The sequence below is a fragment of the Streptomyces sp. NPDC058307 genome (assembly GCF_042880295.1).
Lineage (GTDB): Bacteria > Actinomycetota > Actinomycetes > Streptomycetales > Streptomycetaceae > Streptomyces.
Genome location: NZ_JBHVYZ010000002.1, coordinates 101185 through 122100 on the forward strand (window position 1 = coordinate 101185; position 20916 = coordinate 122100).

Annotated in this window: 18 protein-coding genes; 5 read left to right on the forward strand and 13 right to left on the reverse strand. The window is 71.5% G+C overall.

Features of this window, described 5'->3' with window-relative positions:
• Nucleotides 1–74: 74 nt before the first annotated feature.
• Nucleotides 75–1214, forward strand: a complete 1140-nt coding sequence (locus tag ACFVYN_RS02325) for a serine hydrolase domain-containing protein (protein WP_389991261.1) — start codon at nucleotides 75–77, stop codon at nucleotides 1212–1214.
• An 88-nt stretch (nucleotides 1215–1302) separates the two neighbouring features.
• Here the strand turns inward: ACFVYN_RS02325 and ACFVYN_RS02330 are convergent, their stop codons facing one another.
• Nucleotides 1303–2364, reverse strand: coding sequence for a hypothetical protein (locus ACFVYN_RS02330; RefSeq protein WP_389991264.1), 1062 nt, complete (start codon nucleotides 2362–2364; stop codon nucleotides 1303–1305).
• Nucleotides 2365–2570: 206 nt separating this feature from the next.
• Complete coding sequence (gene pepN, locus ACFVYN_RS02335) at nucleotides 2571–5168, reverse strand: aminopeptidase N (RefSeq protein ID WP_389991267.1); 2598 nt, start codon at nucleotides 5166–5168, stop codon at nucleotides 2571–2573.
• A gap of 137 nt (nucleotides 5169–5305) precedes the next feature.
• Here pepN and ACFVYN_RS02340 point away from each other — a divergent pair, with 137 nt between their 5' ends.
• Nucleotides 5306–5968 carry a DsbA family protein gene (locus tag ACFVYN_RS02340; protein WP_389991269.1) on the forward strand — a complete coding sequence of 221 codons (663 nt, stop codon included), beginning with the start codon at nucleotides 5306–5308 and terminating at the stop codon, nucleotides 5966–5968.
• Here ACFVYN_RS02340 and ACFVYN_RS02345 read toward each other — a convergent pair whose 3' ends face one another.
• The 3 genes from ACFVYN_RS02345 to ACFVYN_RS02355 form a co-directional block, all read right to left on the reverse strand.
• On the reverse strand, nucleotides 5969–6175 hold the full coding sequence (locus tag ACFVYN_RS02345) for a hypothetical protein (protein WP_389991272.1): 207 nt from the start codon (nucleotides 6173–6175) through the stop codon (nucleotides 5969–5971). It abuts the gene before it with no gap.
• A 164-nt stretch (nucleotides 6176–6339) separates the two neighbouring features.
• Complete coding sequence (locus tag ACFVYN_RS02350) at nucleotides 6340–7767, reverse strand: FGGY family carbohydrate kinase (RefSeq protein WP_389991275.1); 1428 nt, start codon at nucleotides 7765–7767, stop codon at nucleotides 6340–6342.
• 18 nt (nucleotides 7768–7785) lie between these two features.
• Nucleotides 7786–8829 (reverse strand): 2-hydroxyacid dehydrogenase, encoded by a 1044-nt coding sequence (locus ACFVYN_RS02355; RefSeq protein ID WP_389991278.1) that lies wholly within the window; start codon nucleotides 8827–8829, stop codon nucleotides 7786–7788.
• A gap of 97 nt (nucleotides 8830–8926) precedes the next feature.
• Between ACFVYN_RS02355 and ACFVYN_RS02360 the strand changes: the two genes are divergently transcribed.
• Genes ACFVYN_RS02360 through ACFVYN_RS02370 form a run of 3 tightly spaced genes read left to right on the forward strand, consistent with a single transcriptional unit; the run spans nucleotide 8927 to nucleotide 11841 of the window.
• Nucleotides 8927–10426 carry an FGGY-family carbohydrate kinase gene (locus tag ACFVYN_RS02360; RefSeq protein WP_389991626.1) on the forward strand — a complete coding sequence of 500 codons (1500 nt, stop codon included), beginning with the start codon at nucleotides 8927–8929 and terminating at the stop codon, nucleotides 10424–10426.
• Nucleotides 10423–11052 (forward strand): histidine phosphatase family protein, encoded by a 630-nt coding sequence (locus ACFVYN_RS02365; RefSeq protein WP_389991281.1) that lies wholly within the window; start codon nucleotides 10423–10425, stop codon nucleotides 11050–11052. The genes ACFVYN_RS02360 and ACFVYN_RS02365 overlap by 4 nt, the downstream gene beginning before the upstream one ends.
• A gap of 12 nt (nucleotides 11053–11064) precedes the next feature.
• Nucleotides 11065–11841, forward strand: coding sequence for an SAM-dependent methyltransferase (locus ACFVYN_RS02370; protein ID WP_389991284.1), 777 nt, complete (start codon nucleotides 11065–11067; stop codon nucleotides 11839–11841).
• A 114-nt stretch (nucleotides 11842–11955) separates the two neighbouring features.
• On the opposite strand, the gene ACFVYN_RS02375 is transcribed toward ACFVYN_RS02370, so the two are convergent.
• From ACFVYN_RS02375 to ACFVYN_RS02410, 8 genes are all read right to left on the reverse strand, one after another.
• Nucleotides 11956–12597 carry a superoxide dismutase gene (locus tag ACFVYN_RS02375; RefSeq protein ID WP_389991287.1) on the reverse strand — a complete coding sequence of 214 codons (642 nt, stop codon included), beginning with the start codon at nucleotides 12595–12597 and terminating at the stop codon, nucleotides 11956–11958.
• A 129-nt stretch (nucleotides 12598–12726) separates the two neighbouring features.
• Nucleotides 12727–14112 carry an amino acid permease gene (locus ACFVYN_RS02380; protein WP_389991290.1) on the reverse strand — a complete coding sequence of 462 codons (1386 nt, stop codon included), beginning with the start codon at nucleotides 14110–14112 and terminating at the stop codon, nucleotides 12727–12729.
• Between the two features lie 124 nt (nucleotides 14113–14236).
• Nucleotides 14237–15142, reverse strand: a complete 906-nt coding sequence (locus ACFVYN_RS02385; RefSeq protein ID WP_389991293.1) for a TauD/TfdA dioxygenase family protein — start codon at nucleotides 15140–15142, stop codon at nucleotides 14237–14239.
• A 15-nt stretch (nucleotides 15143–15157) separates the two neighbouring features.
• Nucleotides 15158–16492, reverse strand: coding sequence for an LLM class flavin-dependent oxidoreductase (locus tag ACFVYN_RS02390; protein ID WP_389991296.1), 1335 nt, complete (start codon nucleotides 16490–16492; stop codon nucleotides 15158–15160).
• A gap of 318 nt (nucleotides 16493–16810) precedes the next feature.
• Nucleotides 16811–17515 carry an ABC transporter ATP-binding protein gene (locus tag ACFVYN_RS02395; RefSeq protein WP_389991299.1) on the reverse strand — a complete coding sequence of 235 codons (705 nt, stop codon included), beginning with the start codon at nucleotides 17513–17515 and terminating at the stop codon, nucleotides 16811–16813.
• On the reverse strand, nucleotides 17491–18336 hold the full coding sequence (locus tag ACFVYN_RS02400) for an ABC transporter permease (RefSeq protein ID WP_389991302.1): 846 nt from the start codon (nucleotides 18334–18336) through the stop codon (nucleotides 17491–17493). Before ACFVYN_RS02400 ends, ACFVYN_RS02395 begins: the two co-directional genes overlap by 25 nt.
• A complete protein-coding gene (locus ACFVYN_RS02405; protein ID WP_389991305.1) occupies nucleotides 18333–19445 on the reverse strand; it encodes an ABC transporter substrate-binding protein in 1113 nt (370 codons plus the stop codon). The genes ACFVYN_RS02400 and ACFVYN_RS02405 overlap by 4 nt, the downstream gene beginning before the upstream one ends.
• Nucleotides 19446–19625: 180 nt before the next feature.
• Nucleotides 19626–20870 carry an ROK family protein gene (locus tag ACFVYN_RS02410; RefSeq protein WP_389991308.1) on the reverse strand — a complete coding sequence of 415 codons (1245 nt, stop codon included), beginning with the start codon at nucleotides 20868–20870 and terminating at the stop codon, nucleotides 19626–19628.
• Nucleotides 20871–20916 lie beyond the last annotated feature (46 nt).

Consider the following 20916-nt stretch of genomic DNA (forward strand, 5'->3'; position numbering starts at 1 on the left):
CCTCAACCTTCCCCTCCCGGCAGGGTCTCTCCCGCCGACCACGCTCGCCGAGCGGGTCCGGACAGGGGGAAGACATGACCGTACGTACGACTGTGGTGGTGGCGACGACGGCGGTGGCGCTCACGGCCGGCTTCGCCGCGCCGGCGATGGCGGCGCAGCCCGGTGACCATCACCGCGCGACCCGGCAGGCCGTCCGCGCCGCCGTGCAGGACGGCGTGCCGGGGGTGACGCTCACCGCGAAGGACGGCCGGAGCACCTGGTCGACCACCGCGGGAGTCGGCAACCTCAGGACACACGCGCCGCGTTCGGCGGACGACCGCTACCGCGTCGGCAGCATCACCAAGACCTTCGTCTCCACCGTGCTGCTCCAACTGGAGGCGGAGGGGCGGCTCTCGCTCGACGACACGGTGGAGAAGTGGCTGCCCGGCGTGGTCCACGGCAACGGCAACGACGGCGGCCGGATCACCGTCCGGCAGCTCCTCAACCACACCAGCGGGATCTTCAACTACACCGCCGACGAGACGTTCGGGCGCACGTACTTCCTCAAGGACGGCTTCTTCGCGCACCGTTACGACACGAAGACGCCCCAGCAGCTCGTCGCGATCGCCATGGCCCACCAGCCGGACTTCGCGCCCGGCACGTCCTGGAACTACTCCAACACCAACTTCGTCCTGGCGGGCATGGTGATCCAGAAGGTCACCGGCCGGACCTACGGCGAGGAGATCCGGCACCGCGTCATCGACCCGCTGCACCTGACCGCCACCTCGGTCCCCGGCACCCGCGTCACCGTGCCCCGGCCCAGCAGCCGGGCCTACGGCAAGCTGGCCGAGACGGCGACGGGACCGACGTACGACGTCACCGAGCTGAACCCTTCCCTGGCCTCCTCGGCGGGCGAGATGATCTCCGACTCGGCCGATCTGGACCGTTTCTACGCGGCCCTGCTGAAGGGCCGGCTGCTCCCGCCGGAGCAGCTGAAGGAGATGTCGACCACGGTGGCCGTCCCGGGGCACCCGGAGGGCGGTTACGGCCTCGGTCTGATGGAGCGCGAGCTGAGCTGCGGGGTCCAGGTGTGGGGTCACGACGGCGGCATCCACGGCTCGAGCTCCGTGGCCGTGACCACGGCCGACGGCAGGCACTCCGTCGCCTTCAACTTCAACGGCGACTGGTCGGGGGACGCCGGCGCGGTGATCGAGGCGGAGTTCTGCGGAGAGTAGGAGCCGGCCACGCGCACGAGGAGGGGCCCCCGGCTCCCCTCGTGCCGTGGCCCCTCCTCTCCCCTCCTGGTGCTGCCCCGGTCCGTCACTACCGCGGCAGCACCACGACATAGGCGGCGGGATCCCGGTCGCCGGAGGCCATCAGGGCCGTGCGGACCACCGTCGCCTGCTGGTCCATCGCGTCCCGGAGCTTGCGCGGGGTGATGTGGACGACCGTGATGCCGAGCCGCTCCAGGTGCTCGCGCTTGCGGGCGTACTCGGACCAGAGCGCGTCGTCGTCCTCCCGGTGGCCCTGGCGGGGAGCCCGGGTGTCCAGTTCCACCGCCACCGCCTGCTCCGGCCAGTACGCGTCCAGGCCGCCCAGGTGGGGGCCGCCCGGCAGCCTCAGGTCGACGTTCCACACCGGGTCGGGCAGGCCGTACTCCTGGACCATGCGGTACAGGCGGTCCTCCGCGATGGCGCGGCCCTCGGCGAGCAGGGAGTCCACCGCGTCCACCACGTGCGGGCGGCTCAGCAGCTTGGCGTTGGTCAACTCCCGCACGACAGCGGCCGGTTCGCAGTGGCCGCCGCGTACCGCCTCGGTGAGGAGCCGGCGTACCGCGCCCGCGTCCGTGAGCTCGGTGACCGCGTCGGCGAGGGCGCGCGGCACCGGGGCGACCGGGACGCCGGTGACCTGTTCGGCGGCGGGGAGCGCCGAGGTGCGGACGGTCCGCACGCCGCCCGTCGAGCGCAGCCGGCGCATCCTCGGGACCAGGACGTCGATCCGGTCCAGGGAGAGCAGCGGCGGGGTCGAGGTGAAGCCGTGCAGGGTCAGCGCCGCGAGGCCGGTGATCATCGCCTCCGCGTACACCGGGCGGTGCGGCTCCTCCTCCGTGCCCGGCTGGAGGGGGACCCCGGCGCTCTGCTCCCGTGCCGCGTACATCAGCACCGCGTGCAGCCGCTCCTCGCTGGTCGGCGGGCCCGGGTGGAGCAGGAAGACGCCCGGGAGGAGCTGCTGCCAGGGGCCGCCGGGCCGGCACTGCTCGTTGGCCTCGGCGACCGAGACGCCGGTCGCGCGCAGCCGGCCGGCCGTCACGACACGGCGGTGCACCTCGGCGAGGTGACGCAGGGGGCGGGGGGAGAGCGGGGGGACCGGGGTGTTCTGGTTCATGCAGCGGAGGTTCCCGCCTGCGGACCGCCCGATAACCGCTGTTACACGCCTGTCGACAAATACGGACAAGGCGGTACTAAAGGACGGGTGTTCGGATGCCGAGTAGGGGCCGGAAACCCCTGGTCCATTCGGGTGGGACCAGGGGTTACGGCTGCTATGGAACGGATTTCGTAACGGCTACCGGGCGCCCAAGCTCAGGCCAAAGGTCACGCGTGGTTGACGGGGTTGACGGCCTGCGCATCGCACTCCTGCCCCCGCAGCGCCCGCGCCAGATCGTCCCGCCCCTCCAGCACCAGCCTGCGCAGTGCCGGCGCCGCGTCCTCGTGCGCCGCCAGCCACGCGTCGGCCGCGTCCAGCGTCGCCCGCGAGTCCTGGAGGGACGGGAACAGCCCGGAGACGACGTTCATCGCGATCTGGATCGAACGGTCTTGCCAGATCCGCTCGATCACCGCGAAGTACTTCTCCGCGTAGGGAGCGAGCAGCTCCCGCTGGGTCGGCTGTCCCCAGCCCGCGATCGTCGCCTCGGCCAGAGCGTTGGACAGCGCGTCCGACTCCACGACCTGCGCCCAGCCCTGTGCCTTCACCGCCGCCGACGGACGCGCGGCAAGGCAGCGCACCTGATGGCGCTTGCCGGACGCGGTGTCGTCACGGGCCAGTTCGGCCTCCAGCGCCTTCTCGTCGGCGAACCCGTGCACGACGAGCGGCTCCAGGAACACCCATCGCAGCTCCTGGTCGACCTTCAGACCCGGGACGGTCGTCGTGCCGTCCAGCAGCCCCTGCAACAGGTCGAAGCCGCCCGCGCCCTCGGCCGTGCGGGCGAAGAAGCGCGCCCACGCCAGCTGGTGCTCGCTGCCCGGCTCGGCCCGCTCCAGCAGCTCGCGCCCGGCACATTCGGCGAGCAGTGCCGCGCCGTGCGGGCGCCAGTCGGGGGCCGCGTAGTGCGTGACCGCCGCATCGGCCCAGGCGTGCAGCATCTGCAGCACACCGATGTCCGACTCGCGCCCCGCGAACCGCGTCACCAGCTCCACGAAGTCCCGCGCGGGCAGCAGCGCGTCCCGCGTCATGTTCCACAGCGCCGACCAGCACAGGGCGCGGGCGAGCGGGTCGGTGAGGTCACCGAGTCCCGCCTTGAGGGTCTCCAGGGAGCCCGCGTTGAAGCGGGTCTTGCAGTACGTCAGGTCGTCGTCGTTGACCAGCACGAGCTCCGGCGCCTCGGCACCGGCCAGTTCCGCCACGACCGTCCGCGGTCCGTCGACGTCCACCTCGGCGCGCGCGTACCGCTCCAGAGCTCCTTCGGGCGTACGGCGGTACAGGCCAACCGCCACCCGGTGCGGCCGCAGCTCCGGGTGCGACTCTGCCGCCTCCTGCAGGACCGCCAGCTCGTCGATGCGCCCCTCGGCGTTCAACAGCACCTGCGGGGTGAGGGAGTTGACCCCGGCCGTCTGGAGCCAGGACCGCGCCCACACGCCCATGTCCCGCCCGCTGGTCTCCTCAAGGACGGACAGCAGATCGCCGAGGCGCGTGTTGCCGTACGCGTGCCGCTTGAAGTAGCGCCGCGCGCCCTCCAGGAACGCGTCCTGGCCGACGTACGCGACGAGCTGCTTCAGTACGGAGGCGCCCTTGGCGTACGTGATGCCGTCGAAGTTGAGCTTGGCGTCCTGGAGGTCGCGGATGTCGGCGGTGATGGGGTGTGTGGAGGGCAGCTGGTCGGCGCGGTAGGCCCAGGCCTTGCGGCGGTTGGCGAAGGTGATCCAGGCGTCGGTGAAGCGGGTCGCGCCGACGTTGGCGAAGGTGCCCATGAAGTCCGCGAAGGACTCCTTCAGCCACAGGTCGTCCCACCACACCATGGTGACCAGGTCGCCGAACCACATGTGGGCCATCTCGTGCAGGATGACGTTGGCCCGGCCCTCGTAGGACGCCTGGGTCACCTTGCCGCGGAAGATGAACTCCTCGCGGAAGGTCACGAGCCCCGGGTTCTCCATCGCGCCGAGGTTGTACTCGGGCACGAACGCCTGGTCGTACTTGCCGAAGGGGTACGGGTAGTCGAAGTGCTCGTGGAAGAAGTCCAGGCCCTGCTTGGTGACCAGGAACACGTCGTCGGAGTCGAAGTGGGGGGCGAGCCCCTTGCGGCACAGGGCACCGAGGGGGATCTCCAGCCGGGTGCCGTCCTCGAAGACGCGCTCGTAGGAGTCCGTCACGTAGTGGTACGGCCCCGCCACCATGCACGTGATGTACGTCGAGATCGGCTTCGTCTCCGCGAACCGCCAGACCCCGTCGCTCTCCGAGCCGGCCCCGTTGCTCCACACCGTCCAGCCCTCGGGCGCCCGCACCTCGAAGCGGAAGGGCGCCTTGAGGTCCGGCTGCTCGAAGTTCGCGAAGACGCGGCGGGAGTCGGCCGGCTCGTACTGCGTGTAGAGGTAGACCTCGCCGTCCTCGGGGTCGACGAAGCGGTGCATGCCCTCGCCGGTGCGGGAGTAGGCGCACTGGGCGTCGACGACCAGTTCGTTGTCGGCGGCCAGGTCCTCCAGGGCGATCCGGGAGCCGTCGAAGACCTCGCCGGGATCGAGGTCCCGGCCGTTCAGCGAGAGGGCCGTGACGCTCGGCGCGATCAGGTCCGCGAAGCTCGTGGCCCCCGGCTCGTTGCACCGGAAGCGGATCGTGGTCACCGACCGGAAGGTGCGCGGACCGTCCCCGGCCTGGTCACCGACCGCCGAGCGCAGGTCGAGGGACACCTCGTACCCGTCGACGGACAGCAGGGCGGCCCGCTCCCGGGCCTCGTCACGGGACAGATTCTCACCGGGCACGGGCGATGCTCCCTCGGGTCGTGTTCAGCATGCGGACAGGCCCGATCCTGCCATGCGCTCCTGACATCGGTCAGCCGGGAATGGGGCGGGCGACGAGCGGTGTTGGGGTTGAAGCGAACACCCTTCTGAGGAGACCCATGTCCGAGACCGCGAACGCCACCGCCAAGACCCCCGTCGACTTCTGGTTCGACCCGCTGTGCCCCTGGGCCTGGATGACCTCCCGCTGGGTCCTGGAGGTCGAGAAGGTCCGGGACATCGAGGTGCGCTGGCACATCATGAGCCTGGCGGTGCTCAACGAGGACAAGCTCGACCAGCTGCCGGAGGAGTACCGGGACATGCTGGCGACCCAGGCCTGGAAGCCGATCCGGGTGGTCACCGCGGCCTGGCAGAAGCACGGCGCCGATGTCCTCGGCCCGCTCTACACCGCGCTCGGCACCCGATTCCACAACAACGGCGAGGGTCCGACCGTCGAGGCCATCGCCGCCGCGCTCGACGAGGTGGGCCTGCCCGCCGACCTCATCGACTACGCCGACCAGGACGACTTCGAGTTCGACGCCGAGCTGCGCGCCTCCCACAAGGAGGGCATCGAGAAGGTCGGCCAGGAGGTCGGCACCCCGGTCATCGCGGTCCCCGGCGCGGACGGCGAGCAGATCGCCTTCTTCGGCCCGGTCGTCACCCCGGCCCCCAAGGGCGAGGACGCGGCGAGGCTGTGGGACGGCACGCTCGCGGTCGCCTCGGTCCCGGGCTTCTACGAGCTCAAGCGCACGCGCACGAAGGGTCCGGACTTCAGCAACCTGTGATCACTTCTCCGGCTCGGGGAAGGTGCCGCCGTCGTTCACGTCACCCCGCCGCTGGTATCGCCGGCAGCTCCCGCGTGAGCAGCGGAGGTACGCGTTCAGGGGGGCCCACTTCGGCTTGTTGGCCCGGACGTGTGCCCTCTCCTTGTCGCTCCTGAGCGGTTCGAACTCCTCGGACGAGCCGCAGTTCGGGCACGGCATCTTCGGCATGTGACCCCCAGTCGCCGGAGGCCGGCCGCCTCGGCCCCGCGAGGTTAGGTCCTCGCGGGCCCGAGGCGTCAGCCCGGAATCGGTCCCGCCGCATCATGGGCGCCGGGCTTGCTCCGAGCTTCCTCGCATCTCCAGGGCCTGGCATCTTCTGATCCCGCTCGCGTTCAGCGCCTCGCCCGCCCCCGAGCCTCCTCCAGTCGGCCCAGGTGCTCCTCGTACCCCTTGGCGTAGTACGCGGAACGCCCCGGATCCGGCTCGACGATCGCCGTGGGTTCGGTCCAGGCAGCCGCGTCCAGGGAAACCCCGTACCGCTCGGCCGCGGCCAGCACCGCCCCCCGGGCCCCCACTTCGCCCTCGACCACCCGCAACGGCCGCCCCAGCACGTCCGCCAGCAACCGCATCCACGCAGGGCTTCGGGTGCCTCCGCCGCACACCGCCAACGACCCCGTCAGCCCCGCGGTCTCCAGACAGTGCCGGGCCGCGTAGCCGATGCCCTCGCAGGTCGCCCGGATCAGGTCGGCTTTGGTCGTCTCCAGGCAGACACCGCTGAGCTCGGCCCGCAGACGGGGCTCGACGAACGGGGCCCGCTCTCCCGAGGGGGCGAAATACGGCAGCACCCGGACTCCGTGCGCCCCCGGCGGCGTCTCCGCCAGCAGGTCGTCCACCTCGGCGTGGGTGACGCCGGTCGTCGACAGCACCCAGTCCAGCGCCGCCGTCCCGACCATCGCCGGCATCGCCCGCAGCCGGTGCCCCGGCCGGTCGGTGTTGATGTACAGCCCGGCCGGCTCCCCGGTCAGGTCCAGCTCGGTGGTGGCGACGAGCGCGGCGAGACATGTGCCGACGATGAGGAGTCCCTCGCCCGGCGACACCACCCCCGCGCCCAGCGCGCAGGCCGGCAGATCGTACGGCCCATTCGAGAGCCGTGTCCCGGACGGCAGCCCGTCACCCCGCGCCTCACCCGTGGCGATCGGGTCGCCGATCGGGGGGAGCAGCCTTCGGCGACGGGTGAGTCCCAGCAGCTCCACCACCCGGTTGTCGTACGTCCGGGTCCGGGGGTCGAGGAAAGGCATGGACGCGTCCGACACGTCCGTCGTCGCCCGCGCGGCCCCCGTGAGCCGCTGGAAGACCATGTCCTTGCAGTACACGGCGGTCGCGGCGGCGTCCAGGGACTTCGGGTCGTACCGGTCCAGCCAGGCCAGCAACGGTCCCGGCGAGCCCGGGAACATCGCACCGCCGGTCCGCCGGAACACCGTCTCGAAGGTGCCGTCGGCGAGCCACTGGTCGAGCAGTTCGTGCGCCCGCCCGTCCATCCAGGACAGCGCCGACCGCACCGGCCGCCCTTCCCCGTCGACCAGCCACACCCCGTCGCCCTGACCGGTCAGCCCGGCCAGCTCCACCGGCCCCGGCACCCGCCCGGTCAGCTTGCCGAGGACGTCGACGACGGCGTCGTAGACCTCGTCCATGTCCTGCTCGACGAACCCGCCGTGCAGGGAGAGCTCCACCGGGCGCGACTCGACGGCCAGCTGACGGCCCTCGGCGTCGAAGGCGGCGGCCTTGACGACGGACGTGCCCACATCGATACCGACGTACATGAAGAAAACCCTCCTAGGTCACGTCAAGCAGTGCGCCAACCGCTCCCCGCGCGCCCAGCGGCCCACCTCCTCCGCCGCGATCCTCGCCGCCTTCTCGGCCACCGCCCGGCTCGCCCCGCCGAGGTGCGGGGTCAACACGACCCGGTCGGCCAGGGCGCGCAGGCGGGAGTCCGGGGGCAGCGGCTCGTGCTCGTAGGTGTCGAGGGCGGCCGCCGAGAGCCGGCCGGCTTCGAGGGCGTCGCACAGCGCGGACTCGTCGACCAGGGGTCCGCGGGCCACGTTCACCACGACCGACCCCTCCGGCAGCAGCGCCAGCTCACGGGCGCCGATCAGGCCGCGGGTCTCGGCGGTGAGACGGGCGTGCAGGGTGATCACCCGGGAGCGGGTGAGGAGCTGGTCGAGGGAGGACACGCGCAGGCCGTGGATCTCGCCGCGCACATAGGGGTCGTACACCATGACCTGCGCACCGAAGGCGCACAGCACGCGCGCGACCCGGCTGCCGACGGCGCCGTAGCCGACGAGTCCGACGGGCAGGTCCTCCAGCTCCAGGCCGCTGTGCTCATAGGTGTAGTAGGCGGCGCCGCCCTCCCAACTGCCCTGTCCGGCAAGCAGGTCGTGGGCCTGCGGGATGCGGCGCACGGCGGCCAGCAGCATGCCGACGGTGAACTCGGCGGTGGCGGCGGCGTTGCGGCCGGGCGCGAAGCACACCCGTACGTCACGGGCCCTGGCCGCGTCGAGGTTCACGTTGACCGGGCCGCCCCGGCACACGACGACCAGCCGCAGGCTGTCGGCGGCGTTCAGCACCCGCTCGGTGACCGGGCCCATCTGGGTGACGAGGACCTCCGCGCCGTCCAGCGCCTCGATCAGCTCGTCCTCGGCGTCGCTCGCCTCCACCACCTCCGCCACGGGCCCGAAGGGTTCCAGGGGCCAGCCGAGCGTCAGCTCCTTCGTCTGCGCGGTGATGCCGCCCAGCTCGGCCTCGACGGCCCCGGCGATCAGCCCCGGCAGGACGAAGTGGTCGCCGGCCGCCACGACACGTACGGGATCGGTCCTCTGGGTCATCGTCGACCTCCGGATCGTCGCTTCACTGAGACGATGTTGAGCCGCGAATCCCGGGTACGCATAGACCCCGTGCGGGTGGGAGGCCCCGATGACCGGTATGACTGACGAGAACGAGACGGCGTGGCTGGGGATCGACCTCGGCACGCAGAGCGTGCGCGCGCTGGCGGTCACGGTCGACGGGACCGTGCTGGGCCAGGGCTCCGCCCCGCTCGGCGGCCGGCGCGAGGGCGTGCGGCACGAGCAGGATCCGGAGCGGTGGTGGGAGGCGGTGCGTACGGCGTCCCGGTCCGCGCTTCTCACCCTGACGGGCGTACGGATCGGCGGCCTCGCGGTGTGCGGGACGTCCGGGACGGTCCTGCTGACCGACGCGGAGGGCCGGCCGGTGAGCCCGGCGCTCATGTACGACGACGCACGCGCGGCGGCCGAGGCGGCCGGGCTGCGGGAGGCGGGGCTGGCGGTCCAGGACACGTGGGCGCTGCCGAAGGCGCTGTGGCTGGCGCGGGAGTACGGCGGGAAGGGCGGCCGGGTCACCCACCAGCCGGACGTCGTCACCGCACGCCTGACCGGCGGACCGGTGCCCACCGACTCCAGCCACGCGCTCAAGACGGGCTACGACGTCGAACGCGGCGCCTGGCCGGATGTCGCCCTGGATCTCCCCGAGGTCGTCCTCCCCGGCACCCGGCTCGGCGAGGTCTGCGCGGCCGCCGCGGAGGCGACCGGTATCCCCGCCGGCACGCCCGTCATCGCGGGGATGACCGACGGCTGCGCGGCCCAGATCGCCGCGGGCGCCCTGCGGCACGGGTCGTGGAACTCGGTGCTCGGCACCACCCTCGTGCTGAAGGGGGCCACCCCGGACCCGGTCCGGGACCCGGCCGGCGTGGTCTACAACCACCGTGCGCCGGGCGGCACCTGGCTGCCCGGCGGGGCGTCGAGCGTGGGCGCGGGGGCGCTCCCGAGGGACGCGGACCCCCGGGGCATGGACGAACGGGCGGCCGCGTTCGAGCCGTCCGGCACGGTGGCCTACCCGTTGGTGTCGCGAGGGGAGCGGTTCCCCTTCCTCGCCCCGGACGCCACCGCGTTCCAGCTCGGCACCCCGGCCGACGACGCCGACCGCTGGGCCGGGCTCCTGCAGGGCGTCGCGTTCGCGGAACGCCTCTGCCTCGACTACCTGCACCACCTGGGCGCCCCGCTCGACGGCCCCCTCACCCTCACCGGCGGCGCGGCCCGCAGCCGGTACTGGAACCAGCTCCGCGCCGACATCCTCGGCCGCCCGGCCCGGATCCCCGAACAGACCGAACCGGCCCTGGGGATGGCGGCGTTGGCGCTGCACGGCACGACCGGCACCCCCTTGGCGGAGGCCGCCGAGCACATGGTCCGCATCCGCACGGTCGTGGACCCGCGCCCCGGCCGCACGGCACTCTTCGCCGAGCCGTACGCCCGTCTCGTCGACGAACTCACCAGCCGCGGCTGGCTCCCCGCCCCGATCGCGGCCCATGCGCACAGCCGACTGGACCGGGACACCGGCCGGTGCTCCCACCCACCAAGAGGCGCGGGGAACCACGACGGCGCCGCACCTACCGACGGGACCACACCATGAGCACGAGCACGACCCTGCTGCTGGTCCGGCACGGACAGACCATCTGGCATGCAGAGAACCGTTACGCGGGCGTGAGCGACATCGGGCTCACCGACGAGGGGCGGGCCCAGGCGGAGGCGCTCGGGCAGTGGGCCGCCGTACACCGTCCCGACGCGATCTGGACGTCCCCCCTGTCGCGGGCGATCGCCACCGCCGACCCGGCCTGCCGTGCCCTCGGCGTCTCTCCGCACCGCGAACCCGGCCTCAGGGAGTGCGACTTCGGGGTGGTGGAGGGCCGTACCCTCGCGGAGTTCGCCGCCGAGGTGCCCGACGCGGCCGAGGCCTACATTGCGGACCCGGTGACGTACCCCTTCCCCGGCGCGGAGGACCCGCGCGAAGCCGCCGTCCGTGGAGCCGGCGCCCTGCGCCGCATCGCCGCCGCCCACCCCGGCGAGCGCGTCCTGGTCGTCGCCCACAACACCCTGCTGCGACTGGTGCTGTGCAGACTGCTGTCGATCCCGCTCGGGCAGTACCGCAGAGTGTTCCCCCGGTTGCGCAACGCGGCGATCACCGAACTCCGCCTCGATGACGACGGATCCGGCGCACTTCTCTCCCTCAATGTGCCGTGCGAACAGGACCGGTCGTAGCACGATAGGCCCATGACGGAGATCGACACCTCGGTGCCGCATTCGGCCCGGATCTGGAACTACTGGCTCGGCGGCAAGGACAACTACCCCGTCGACGAGGCGGCCGGCGACGCCTACACCGCCGTCTTCCCGGGCATCGTCACGATCGCCCGCAGCAGCCGCGCCTTTCTCGGCCGCAGCATCCGCTACCTGGTCGAGGAGGCGGGCGTCCGCCAGTTCCTGGACGTCGGGACCGGGCTGCCCACGGTCGACAACACCCATGAGGTCGCCCAGCGCATCGCCCCCGAATCGAAGATCGTCTACGTGGACAACGACCCCTTGGTCCTCGCCCACGCCCGCGCCCTGCTCACCTCCACACCGGAGGGCGAGACGGCGTACGAGGACCTGACGCTCTACGAGCCGGAGAAGATCCTGGAGGCGGCCTCCCGGACCCTCGACCTCGCCCGCCCCACGGCCCTGATCCTCAGCGGCCTGCTGGGCCATGTCGCCGACTACGACCTGGCCCGGGACCTGGTCCGCCGCCTGGTGGCGGGCCTGCCCTCGGGCAGCTACCTGTGCGTCAACGACGGTTCCCGCGGCACCGACCCGGACTACGAACACGCCCAGGACGCCTACAACGAGACCGGCGCGGTGCCCTACTTCCTGCGTCCGGTCGACAAGATCCAGGCGTTCTTCGAGGGCCTGGAGCTGGTGGACCCGGGCGTGGTCTCCGTTCCGCTGTGGCGCCCGGACGGCGACACGGTCCCCGCACCCATCGGCCAGCACGGCGGTCTGGCCCGCAAGCCCTGACCGGACCTGGGAAGCCCCCGCGAGTCACGTCCTCGCGGGGGCTTCGGTCATTCCGCCCGCCCGCATGAAGGTTGAGAAGACGATCACGAGGCGGGACGTTTCGGTGCGGTCCCGTCAGGGCGCCAGGAGCAGCACATCCGCACGGGACCGGGCGGCCTCGTAACGGCGGGCCACGTCCTGCCAGTTGACGACGGCCCACATGGCGTCGATGAAGTCGACCTTCTGGTTCTTGTACTGCAGATAGAAGGCGTGCTCCCAGGCGTCGAAGACGAGGATCGGGGTCGAGCCCTGGCCGACGTTGCCCTGGTGGTCGTAGACCTGTTCGACGACCAGCCGCCCGCTGAGCGGCTCGTAGGCGAGCACCCCCCAGCCGGAGCCCTGCGTGGTGGCCGCGGCCTTGGTGAGCTGGGCCTTGAAGCCCGCGAACGATCCGAACGACTCGGCGATCGCGTCGGCGAGCGTGCCGACCCCGTCGGCCTCCAGCGGCTCGCCGCCGCCGTCGCCGGTCATGTTGTGCCAGTAGATGGAGTGCAGGATGTGCCCGGACAGGTGGAAGGCCAGGTTCTTCTCCAGCCCGTTGACCGCTCCCCAGGACTCCTTGTCCCGCGCCTCCGCCAGCTGCTCCAGCGTGTCGTTCGCCCCTTTCACATAGGCCGCGTGGTGCTTGTCGTGATGCAGCTCGATGATCTCGGGACTGATCACGGGCGCGAGCGCGGAGTAGTCGTACGGCAGGTCGGGCAACGTGTAGACGGGCATGGGTGGGTCCCCCTCCGAACCTCTTATTGCAAAGAGCTTGCAACTACACGCTAGCAACAAAAAGACCCCCGCGGGTGAACCGGGGGGTCTTTCGGGAGGGGCGCCGCGGGCCTTCGAGGCGCGTGGGGGTCAGCCCTCGGCGCGCGCCTTCTGCCAGGCGTATCCCGCGCCCGCCAGGACCAGCGTCATGCCGCCCGTCCCGTACAGCTGCACGCGGGTGCCCGGCTCCCCGGCCATCAGGACCAGGATCGCCGCCATGCCGGCCAGAGCGAGCCAGGTCAGATACGGGAAGCCCCACATCCGGACGGTCGGCATCCCGGGCGCCTGGCGCTCCAGGGCGCGGCGCAGCCGCAGTTGGGAGACGGCGACGAAGCCCCAGACGACCAGGACGACCGCCCCGATCATGTTGAGGAGCCAGGAGAAGACGTCGTCGGGGCGCCAGTAGCTCAGCACCACGCAGACGAAGCCGAACACGCTGGAGGCGAGCACCGCGACGCGCGGCACCCCACCGGAGACCCGGCCCAGGAACCGGGGCCCCAGACCCCGCTCGACCAGGGAGTAGGCGATGCGCGAGGAGCCGTAGACGTTGGCGTTCATCGCGGACAGCAGGGCGACCAGCACGATCACGTTCATCACCTGACCCGCCCCCGGGATGCCCAGTTCGTCGAGGGCGGCGACGTACGGGCCCTTCTCCACGACCGCCTTCGCGTCCCAGGGGACCAGCGTGACGATGACCGCCATCGAGCCGACGTAGAACAGCGCGATACGCCACATCGCCGTACGGACCGCGCTCGCCACGCCCCGCACCGGGTCCTCGGACTCGGCGGCCGCGATGGTGACCGTCTCCAGACCGCCGTACGCGAAGACGGAGGCGAGCAGGCCGACGACCAGGCCCTCGCCGCCGCCCGGGAAGAAACCCCCGCGGCCGGTGAGGTTCGCGGTGCCCGGGGCCGCCGTGCCCGGCAGGAGTCCGGCGACCGCGAGCACCCCCAGGACCAGGAACAGGACGATCGCGCCGACCTTCAGGGCCGCGAACCAGAACTCGAACTCGCCGAAGTTCTTCACCGCGGCCAGGTTCGTGACGCAGAAGACCAGCATGAACAGGGCCACCCAGGCCCATTCCGGGGTCCCCGGCAGCCAGCCGGTCACGATCTTCGCTGCGCCGATGCCCTCCAGGCCCACGGCCGTGCACAGCAGGATCCAGAAGGACCAGCCGGCGGTGAAGCCCGCCCAGGGGCCGATCGCCCGCTCGGCGTGCGCGGAGAAGGAGCCGGAGGAGGGATACGCGGCCGACATCTCGCCGAGCATCCGCATCACCAGCATCACGAGGAGGCCGGAGAGGGTGTAGGCGAGGACGATCGACGGTCCGGCGGCGGCGATCCCCGCGCCGGAACCGACGAACAGCCCGGCGCCGATCACCCCGCCGAGGGCGATCATCGACAGATGGCGCTGCTTGAGGCCGTGGGAGAGCGAGGCGTCGGACCCTTGTGGGGTCCTGACGGTGGAGCTGGGCATGGGCGCGGTTCGTCCAGTGCGTGAGACGGGCGTGACAGGGGAAAAAACGCCCACAGTGTGGGCGGTCTCCCCTGGTCGCAGGGGTGACCGCCCACACTGTGGACGGCTCGGGCACCGGCTGTGACTACGCGGCTACGGCGGCTACGGCCGTGTAGTGCGAGGCGTCGCCCTCGATCGAGTAGCTCTCCTTGCCCTCGATGCCCACCGGGACGTCCCCGGCGACGGTCACCCGGTGCAGCCGGCGCGGCAGACCGTCGTAGTTGTCGACGGCGTAGTGCTGGGTGATGCGGTTGTCGAACAGGACCAGCTGGTTCTCCGACCAGCGGTGGCGCAGCAGGTTCTCCGGGCGGGTCACGTACGCCTGGAGCAGGTCGAGGATCTTGCGGGACTCACCCGTCGACAGCCCCACGATCCGCTGCGCGAACCCGCCGATGAACAGCCCGCGTTCACCCGTCAGCGGGTGCACCCGGACCACCGGGTGGACCGTGCGGTACTTGATCGAGGTGAACTGGGCGCGCCGCGCGGCCTGTTCCTCGTCCAGGCTCTCCCGCGGCACGGCGTAGTCGTAGTCGTTGGTGTGCTCGGCCCACAGGTCGTCGGCGAGGCGCCTGAGGGGCTCCGGCAGATTCCGGTACGCGGCCGCCGAGTTGGCGATCAGTGTCTCGCCGCCGTACGGCGGGATCGTCAGGCTGCGCAGGGTGCTGGCCTGGGGCGGGTTGAGGACGAAGGTGACGTCGGTGTGCCAGTGGTTGGCGGCCTGGCCGCCCTCGCTGTCGACGGGCAGGACGTTCGGGGTGCCGTTGACGGCGGGCACCGTCGGGTGGGCGGTGGTGAGCTCGCCGAAGTGCCGGGCGAAGGCCTGCTGGCCCTCGTCGTCGAGGTTCACCTCGCTGAAGACCAGCGCCTTGTGGGTGTTGAGGGCGTCGCGCAGCGCGGTGGCCGTGTCCTCGTCCAGGGGCTTGGAGAGGTCGACACCGGAGACGTGGGCGCCGATGTTCGCGGTGACCTTGCGGATCTCGATACCGGACATGGGGATGGGTCCTTCCTAGGCGTGGACGGGCTGGACGTGCTGGTTGGCGGGACGGGGGAGGCCGTAGCGCTCCCGCAGCGTGCGGCGCGGTCCGTACTCCGTGCGGAGCAGGCCGCGGGTGCGCAGGATCGGGACGACGTGGTCGACGAAGGCGTCGAGTCCCGAGGGGAGCACCGGGGGCATGATGTTGAAGCCGTCGGCGGCGCCCTGTGTGAACCAGGTCTCGATGGCGTCGGCGACCTGCTCGGGCGTGCCGGCGAAGGTGAGGTGACCGCGGCCGCCGCCGAGCCGTCCGATCAGCTGCCGCACGGTGAGGCGGTCGCGCCGGGCCAGCTCCACGACGAGCGTGTACCGGCTCTTGGCGCCCTCGACGGCGGACTCCGGTGGCAGGTCGGAGGGCAGTTGGCGGTCCAACTCCAAGGCGCCCGCGGGCAGTTGCAGCAGCCGTTCCAGGTTGGCCACGCCGTGCCGGTGCACGATGTGGTCCTCCAGCTCCTGTTCCTTCGCGAGCGCCTCGGCCTCCGTGGCGCCGATGACGGGGACGATGCCGGGCAGCACCTTGATGTGCTCGGGGTCGCGACCGGCTTGTGCGGTCCGCGCCTTGAGGTCGGCGTAGAAGGCCCGGGCGTCCTCGATGGTCTGCTGGGCGGTGAACACGGCCTCCGCGTACCGGGACGCGAACTCCTTGCCGTCCTCACTGGAACCGGCCTGCACGAGCAGGGGGTAACCCTGCGGTGTGCGGGGCACGTTGAGGGCGCCCTCGACGCTGAAGTACGTCCCCCGGTGGCGGGGCGGGTGGATCTTTTCGTCGTCGCCCCAGACGCCGGCCGCCTTGTCGCCGACGATCGCGTCGTCCTCCCAGCTGTCCCAGAGCTTGAGGGCCACGTCGAGGAACTCGGTGGCCCTGGCGTACCGCTCGGCGTGCGCGGGTTCCGCGTCCAGGCCGAAGTTGCGGGCGGCCTCCGCGCCGGCCGTGGTGACGATGTTCCAGCCGGCCCGGCCGCCGCTGATGATGTCCAGCGAGGCGAACTTCCGGGCCAGGTTGTAGGGCGAGTTGTAGGAGGTGGAGGCGGTCGCGATCAGCCCGATGTGCTCGGTGGCCGTCGCCAGCGCGGTCAGCAGCGTGAGCGGCTCCAGCGCACCGGCGGGCCGCTGGGCGAGGTTGCTCCACAGCTGCGGCCCGTCGGCGAGGAAGAGCGAGTCGAAGGTCCCGCGCTCGGCGATCCGGGCGAGGTGGACGTAGTGGTCCAGCGAGACATGCGCGAAGGGATCGCTCTCGGGCAGCCGCCAGGAGGCTTCGTGGTGGCCGGTGTTCATGAGGAAGGCGTTGAGGTGGAGGTGGCGGGGCATGGGGGTCCTTTGCGGCGTGCTCGGGGGAGTGGCTTCGGGTGCCGGCCGGCTGCTGCCAGCCCGTCCGGTGTGCTTTCGGGTGCCGGCCGGCTGCGCTCAGCCCGTCCGGCGTTTGAGGACGAGGCCCCTTCAGGGCCGATGGGGGTCTGGGGGCGCAGCCCCCAGGGACGGTCACCTGACGTCTGCGGTCACTTCGAGTGCCGTGCTCGGGGGTGGCTCTTTGTCTTTGGGTGCCGGTCGGTTGCTGTCGGCCGGTCCGGCGGGTGAGGTCGAGGTTCTTGACGGCCGACGGGTTCCGGGGGACCGCCCCGGTGACGGTCACCTGACGTCTGTGGTCACTCCGAGTGCCGTCAGCAGCCGCGCCCGGTACTCCTCCCGCGGCCGGTCGCGGTCGATGGTCTCGTCGAGGCCGATCCGCCCCTCCTCCAGGACCAGCACCCGGTCGGCCAGCGCGATCGCCTCGTCCACGTCGTGCGTCACCAGCAGCACCGAGGGCTGATGCCGCTTCCACAGCTCCCGCAGCAGTGCGTGCATCCTGATCCGGGTCAACGCGTCCAGCGCCCCGAACGGCTCGTCGGCCAGGAGGAGTTCGGGCTCCCTGACCAGCGACCGGGCCAGTGCGGCGCGCTGTTGCTCACCGCCGGACAGCTCGTTCGGCCAGGCCCTTTCCCGTCCCTTCAGACCGACCTCGGCGAGCGCCTCACGCCCCCGCTCCTCCCCGTCGGTCCCCAGCAGTACGTTGTCCAGCACCCGCCGCCACGGCAGCAGCCGGGAGTCCTGGAAGACCACGGACACCCTTTCGGGGGCCGTCAGCTGTCCGCTCCCCACCACCTCGTGATCCAGCCCCGCCACCGCCCGCAGCAGCGTGCTCTTACCGGAGCCGCTGTGCCCGAGCAGGGCGACGAACTGTCCGGCCGGGATGTCGAGGTCGATGCCGTCGAGGACCGTACGCCCGTCGAAGGACCGGCTCAGCCCCCGGATCCGTACGGCCGGCCGGGTCAGCTGCTCAGTGTGCGGCGCCATGACAGCACCCTCCGTTCGACGAGACGGACCGCGCTGTCGGAGACCAGGCCGAAGACCCCGTAGACCACGAGACCGACGAGGATCACATCGCTCTGGCCGTAGTTCTGGGCCTGGAACATCATGTAGCCGAGTCCACTGGTGGCGTTGATCTGCTCCAGGACGACCAGGCCCAGCCAGGAGCCGGTGACACCGAGCCGGAGTCCCACGAAGAATCCGGGCAGCGCGCCGGGGATGACGATCTGCCGTACGAACGCGAACCTCGACAGCCCCTGCACCTCGGCGAGTTCGACGAAGCGGTGGTCGATGCCGGCCAGTGCGGCATGGGTGTTCAGATAGATCGGGATGTAGACGACGATCGCGATGATCGCGACCTTGAAGGACTCGCCGATGCCCAGCCAGAGGATGAACAGCGGGATCAGGCCGAGGGTCGGGATCGCCCGGTTGAGGTTCACCGTCCCGTCGATCAGTGCCTCGCCGACCCGGCTGAGCCCGGCGGCCAGGGCCAGCAGCACACCGGCGGCCAGACCGATGGCGAAGCCGGAGGCGGCCCGCTGGAGCGAGGTCAGCATGTCGGTGGGCAGGGTCCCGGCGGTCCACAGATGGACGCCGGTCCTGACCACGGTCCAGGGCGCGGGCACCGCGGCCGGGTCGAGCCGCCCCGCGGCGGAGGCGGCGGCCCACAGCGCGAGGAAGAGAACCGGGCCGACGAGCCGGGCCGCGGGCAGACGCTTGCCGGGGGAGAGCCGGCGGCGCCTGCGCACCTGGGGAGCGTCCGGGGCGGCCACGGTCGTGGTGGCGGTCGCGGTGGTCACGGCGCTCACCTCCGGTACTCCGCGGGCACGGCCTTCGCGGCGATGCCCTCGAAACGGTGGTCGAAGAGGCCGCCCACATCGAACTTCTTCACGAAGCCGCCCTCGGCCAGCAGATCCGCGGTCTCCTGCTCCCACTTGATCGCCTCGTCCCAACTCGGCGGGAACAACGGCTTGTTGGCGAGCGCTGTGACGGCCTTCGCCTGGGCGAGGGTCAGGTTCTGCGTCTTGACGTAGAACTCCTCGTTCCAGATGTCGGGGTTCTCGTACGTCCACACCTGGCCCTTGGCCCAGTACGGGATGTAGGCGGCGACCGCGGCGGCCTTCGCGGGGTCGCTCAGCACGGAGGTCGGCGCCCACAGCAGGTTGAGCAGGTCGACCACGTCGGTGGTGATGGCGCGGGCGCCCTTGTGGCCGTACTGCTGGAAGTAGGCGGGCGACTGGCTGTTGGGCAGCGGCGCCACGTCCACCTGGCCGGACTGCAGGGCCGTGAAGAACTGGTTGCTGGTCAGCGGGACGAGCTTGACCTCGTCGTAGGCGAGCCCGGCCTTCTTCAACGCCCGCAGCAGGACCACCCCTTGGGCCTGACCCTGCGAGAACGCGAGCTTCTTGCCCTTGAAGTCCCCGACCGAGCGGATGTCGCTGCCGGGCTTGGTGGCGAAGAGGTAGTTCGGCTTGCGGGTGATGTTGATCGCGACGATCTTCGCGTCGTAGCCCTGGAAGTGCGCCTGGATCGGCGGGATTCCCGCGTTGTTGGCGACGTCGAGGGAGCCGGCGCGGAAGGCGTTGATGACGTCGGGGCCGGCGCTGATATTGGCCCAGCTGCTCACCTTGAACGGCGGAGCGCCCAACTTGCCGAGTTTCAGCTGTAGTTGCTGCGTGCCGGAGTACGAGGCGATCTTCAGGCTCGTGCCGGCCGGGACCTTGGCCGAGAGCGGGGCGGACAGGGCGTTCTTGCTGTCGGCGGCGGCACTGCTGTCGGCGCAGCCGCTGAGGCCGGCGACACCGGCCGCGGCGCCGAGGACCGAGGTGAGGAACAGCCGCCGGTCGATGCCGGACGTGCCGATGCCGGAGGTGCTGATTCCGGCCGTGTTGATTCCAGACGTGCGGGAAAAGGGCATGGGAAGACTCCCTGAATCAGTGCATGAGAAAGTCACGGAGAAATGAGTTCATGCAGGGGAAATGAGCGCGTCACGCGGGGCAACGTGTCAGCAACAAAGGGCGCGACAGTACAGGTGCGGGCTCATGAACAGGATGTTCCCGGCCGTAAGGAGTCCCTGTCAACATTCGGAGTTTCTGAATTAAATAGCCTCAGGTGACGCGGCCAACGGATCCCGGTAGAGCACGTCGAGAGCCACCGAACCGCCCGCCACGGCAAGGACGGAATCCGGGAAACTCGACGGAATGACGGACGCCGCGCGGTCGTCGCCGACGCCCTCGCGCAGGGCGATGAGGCAGTCCTCCCGGTGGAGGATGCCGACCTCGGTCACCACGACCGTCTCCGGGTTCAGCACGTCGAGGAGCAGCCGCGCCGCCCGGCCCACGGCGCGCGCCCGCTCGGTCAGCAGCCGTGCCGCCGCCGGGTCGCCCGTGGCCGCCGCCGCGACCACGTGCATCGGGTTCACGCCCTCGACGATCCCCGCCTGCCGGGCCCGTCGGCACAGCGTCCGCTCGCTCAGCTCGGCCTGCAGGCACCCGGTCCGCCCGCAGTCGCAGGGCTCGGTGCCGCCCGGCACCGGCAGATGGGCGATCGTGCCCGCCTGGGAGCGCGGTCCGTGATGCACCTCGTCGTTGGTGGCGAACGCCGAGTCCACCACGTTGCCGACGAACAGGTGCAGCACGCTCCGGCTGCCGCGCGCCCGCCCGAACAGCCGCTCCGCGTTGACCAACGCCCGCGCGTGCCCGTCCACATGGACCGGCAGACCGGTCCGGGCACCGAGCACCTCCCGCACCGGCACCTCGTGCCAGCCCAGCAGGGGGTGCTCGACGACGGTCCCGGAGTCCCGGTCCACCCAGCCGCCGGCCGCGAAGCCGACGCCCAGGCAGCGCAGCCGCGGCGACCGCCCCAGCAGTGCGGCGAGCCCGTCGGCGGCTCGCGTCAGGATCTCGGAGGCGTCGGCCCCGTTGTGCCGGAGCTCCCGTGCGGCCACCACCCGGCCGCGCAGATCGAGCAGCGCAACGGTCGTGTAGGGGACGGCCACATGGACCCCGCCCACGACGAACCGTGACTCGTCGAGATCCACCGGCATATGGGGGCGGCCCACACCGTGGGACCGCTGGGGCGTCTCCGACTCACGGATCAGACCGAGCTCGGTGAAACGGGAGCAGTAGTCCGTCACGGACGCCGGGGACAGTCCGGTCAGCCGGGCGATGGTGCTGCGCGCCACCGGTCCGTGCTCCAGCACGGACCGCAGGACGACGCTGGCGCTCGTACGGCGCCGGGAGGTGGAAGGGGGAGTGGAGGGGGAAGCGGAGGGGCGAGTGGAGGGGGAAGCGGAAGGGCGAGTGGAAGGACCGGTGGCAGGGGGTACCGCGGTACGGGGCATGGAAGACCGTCCTCGGGAACGGGGGCCGACACGTCTCGGAGGATGA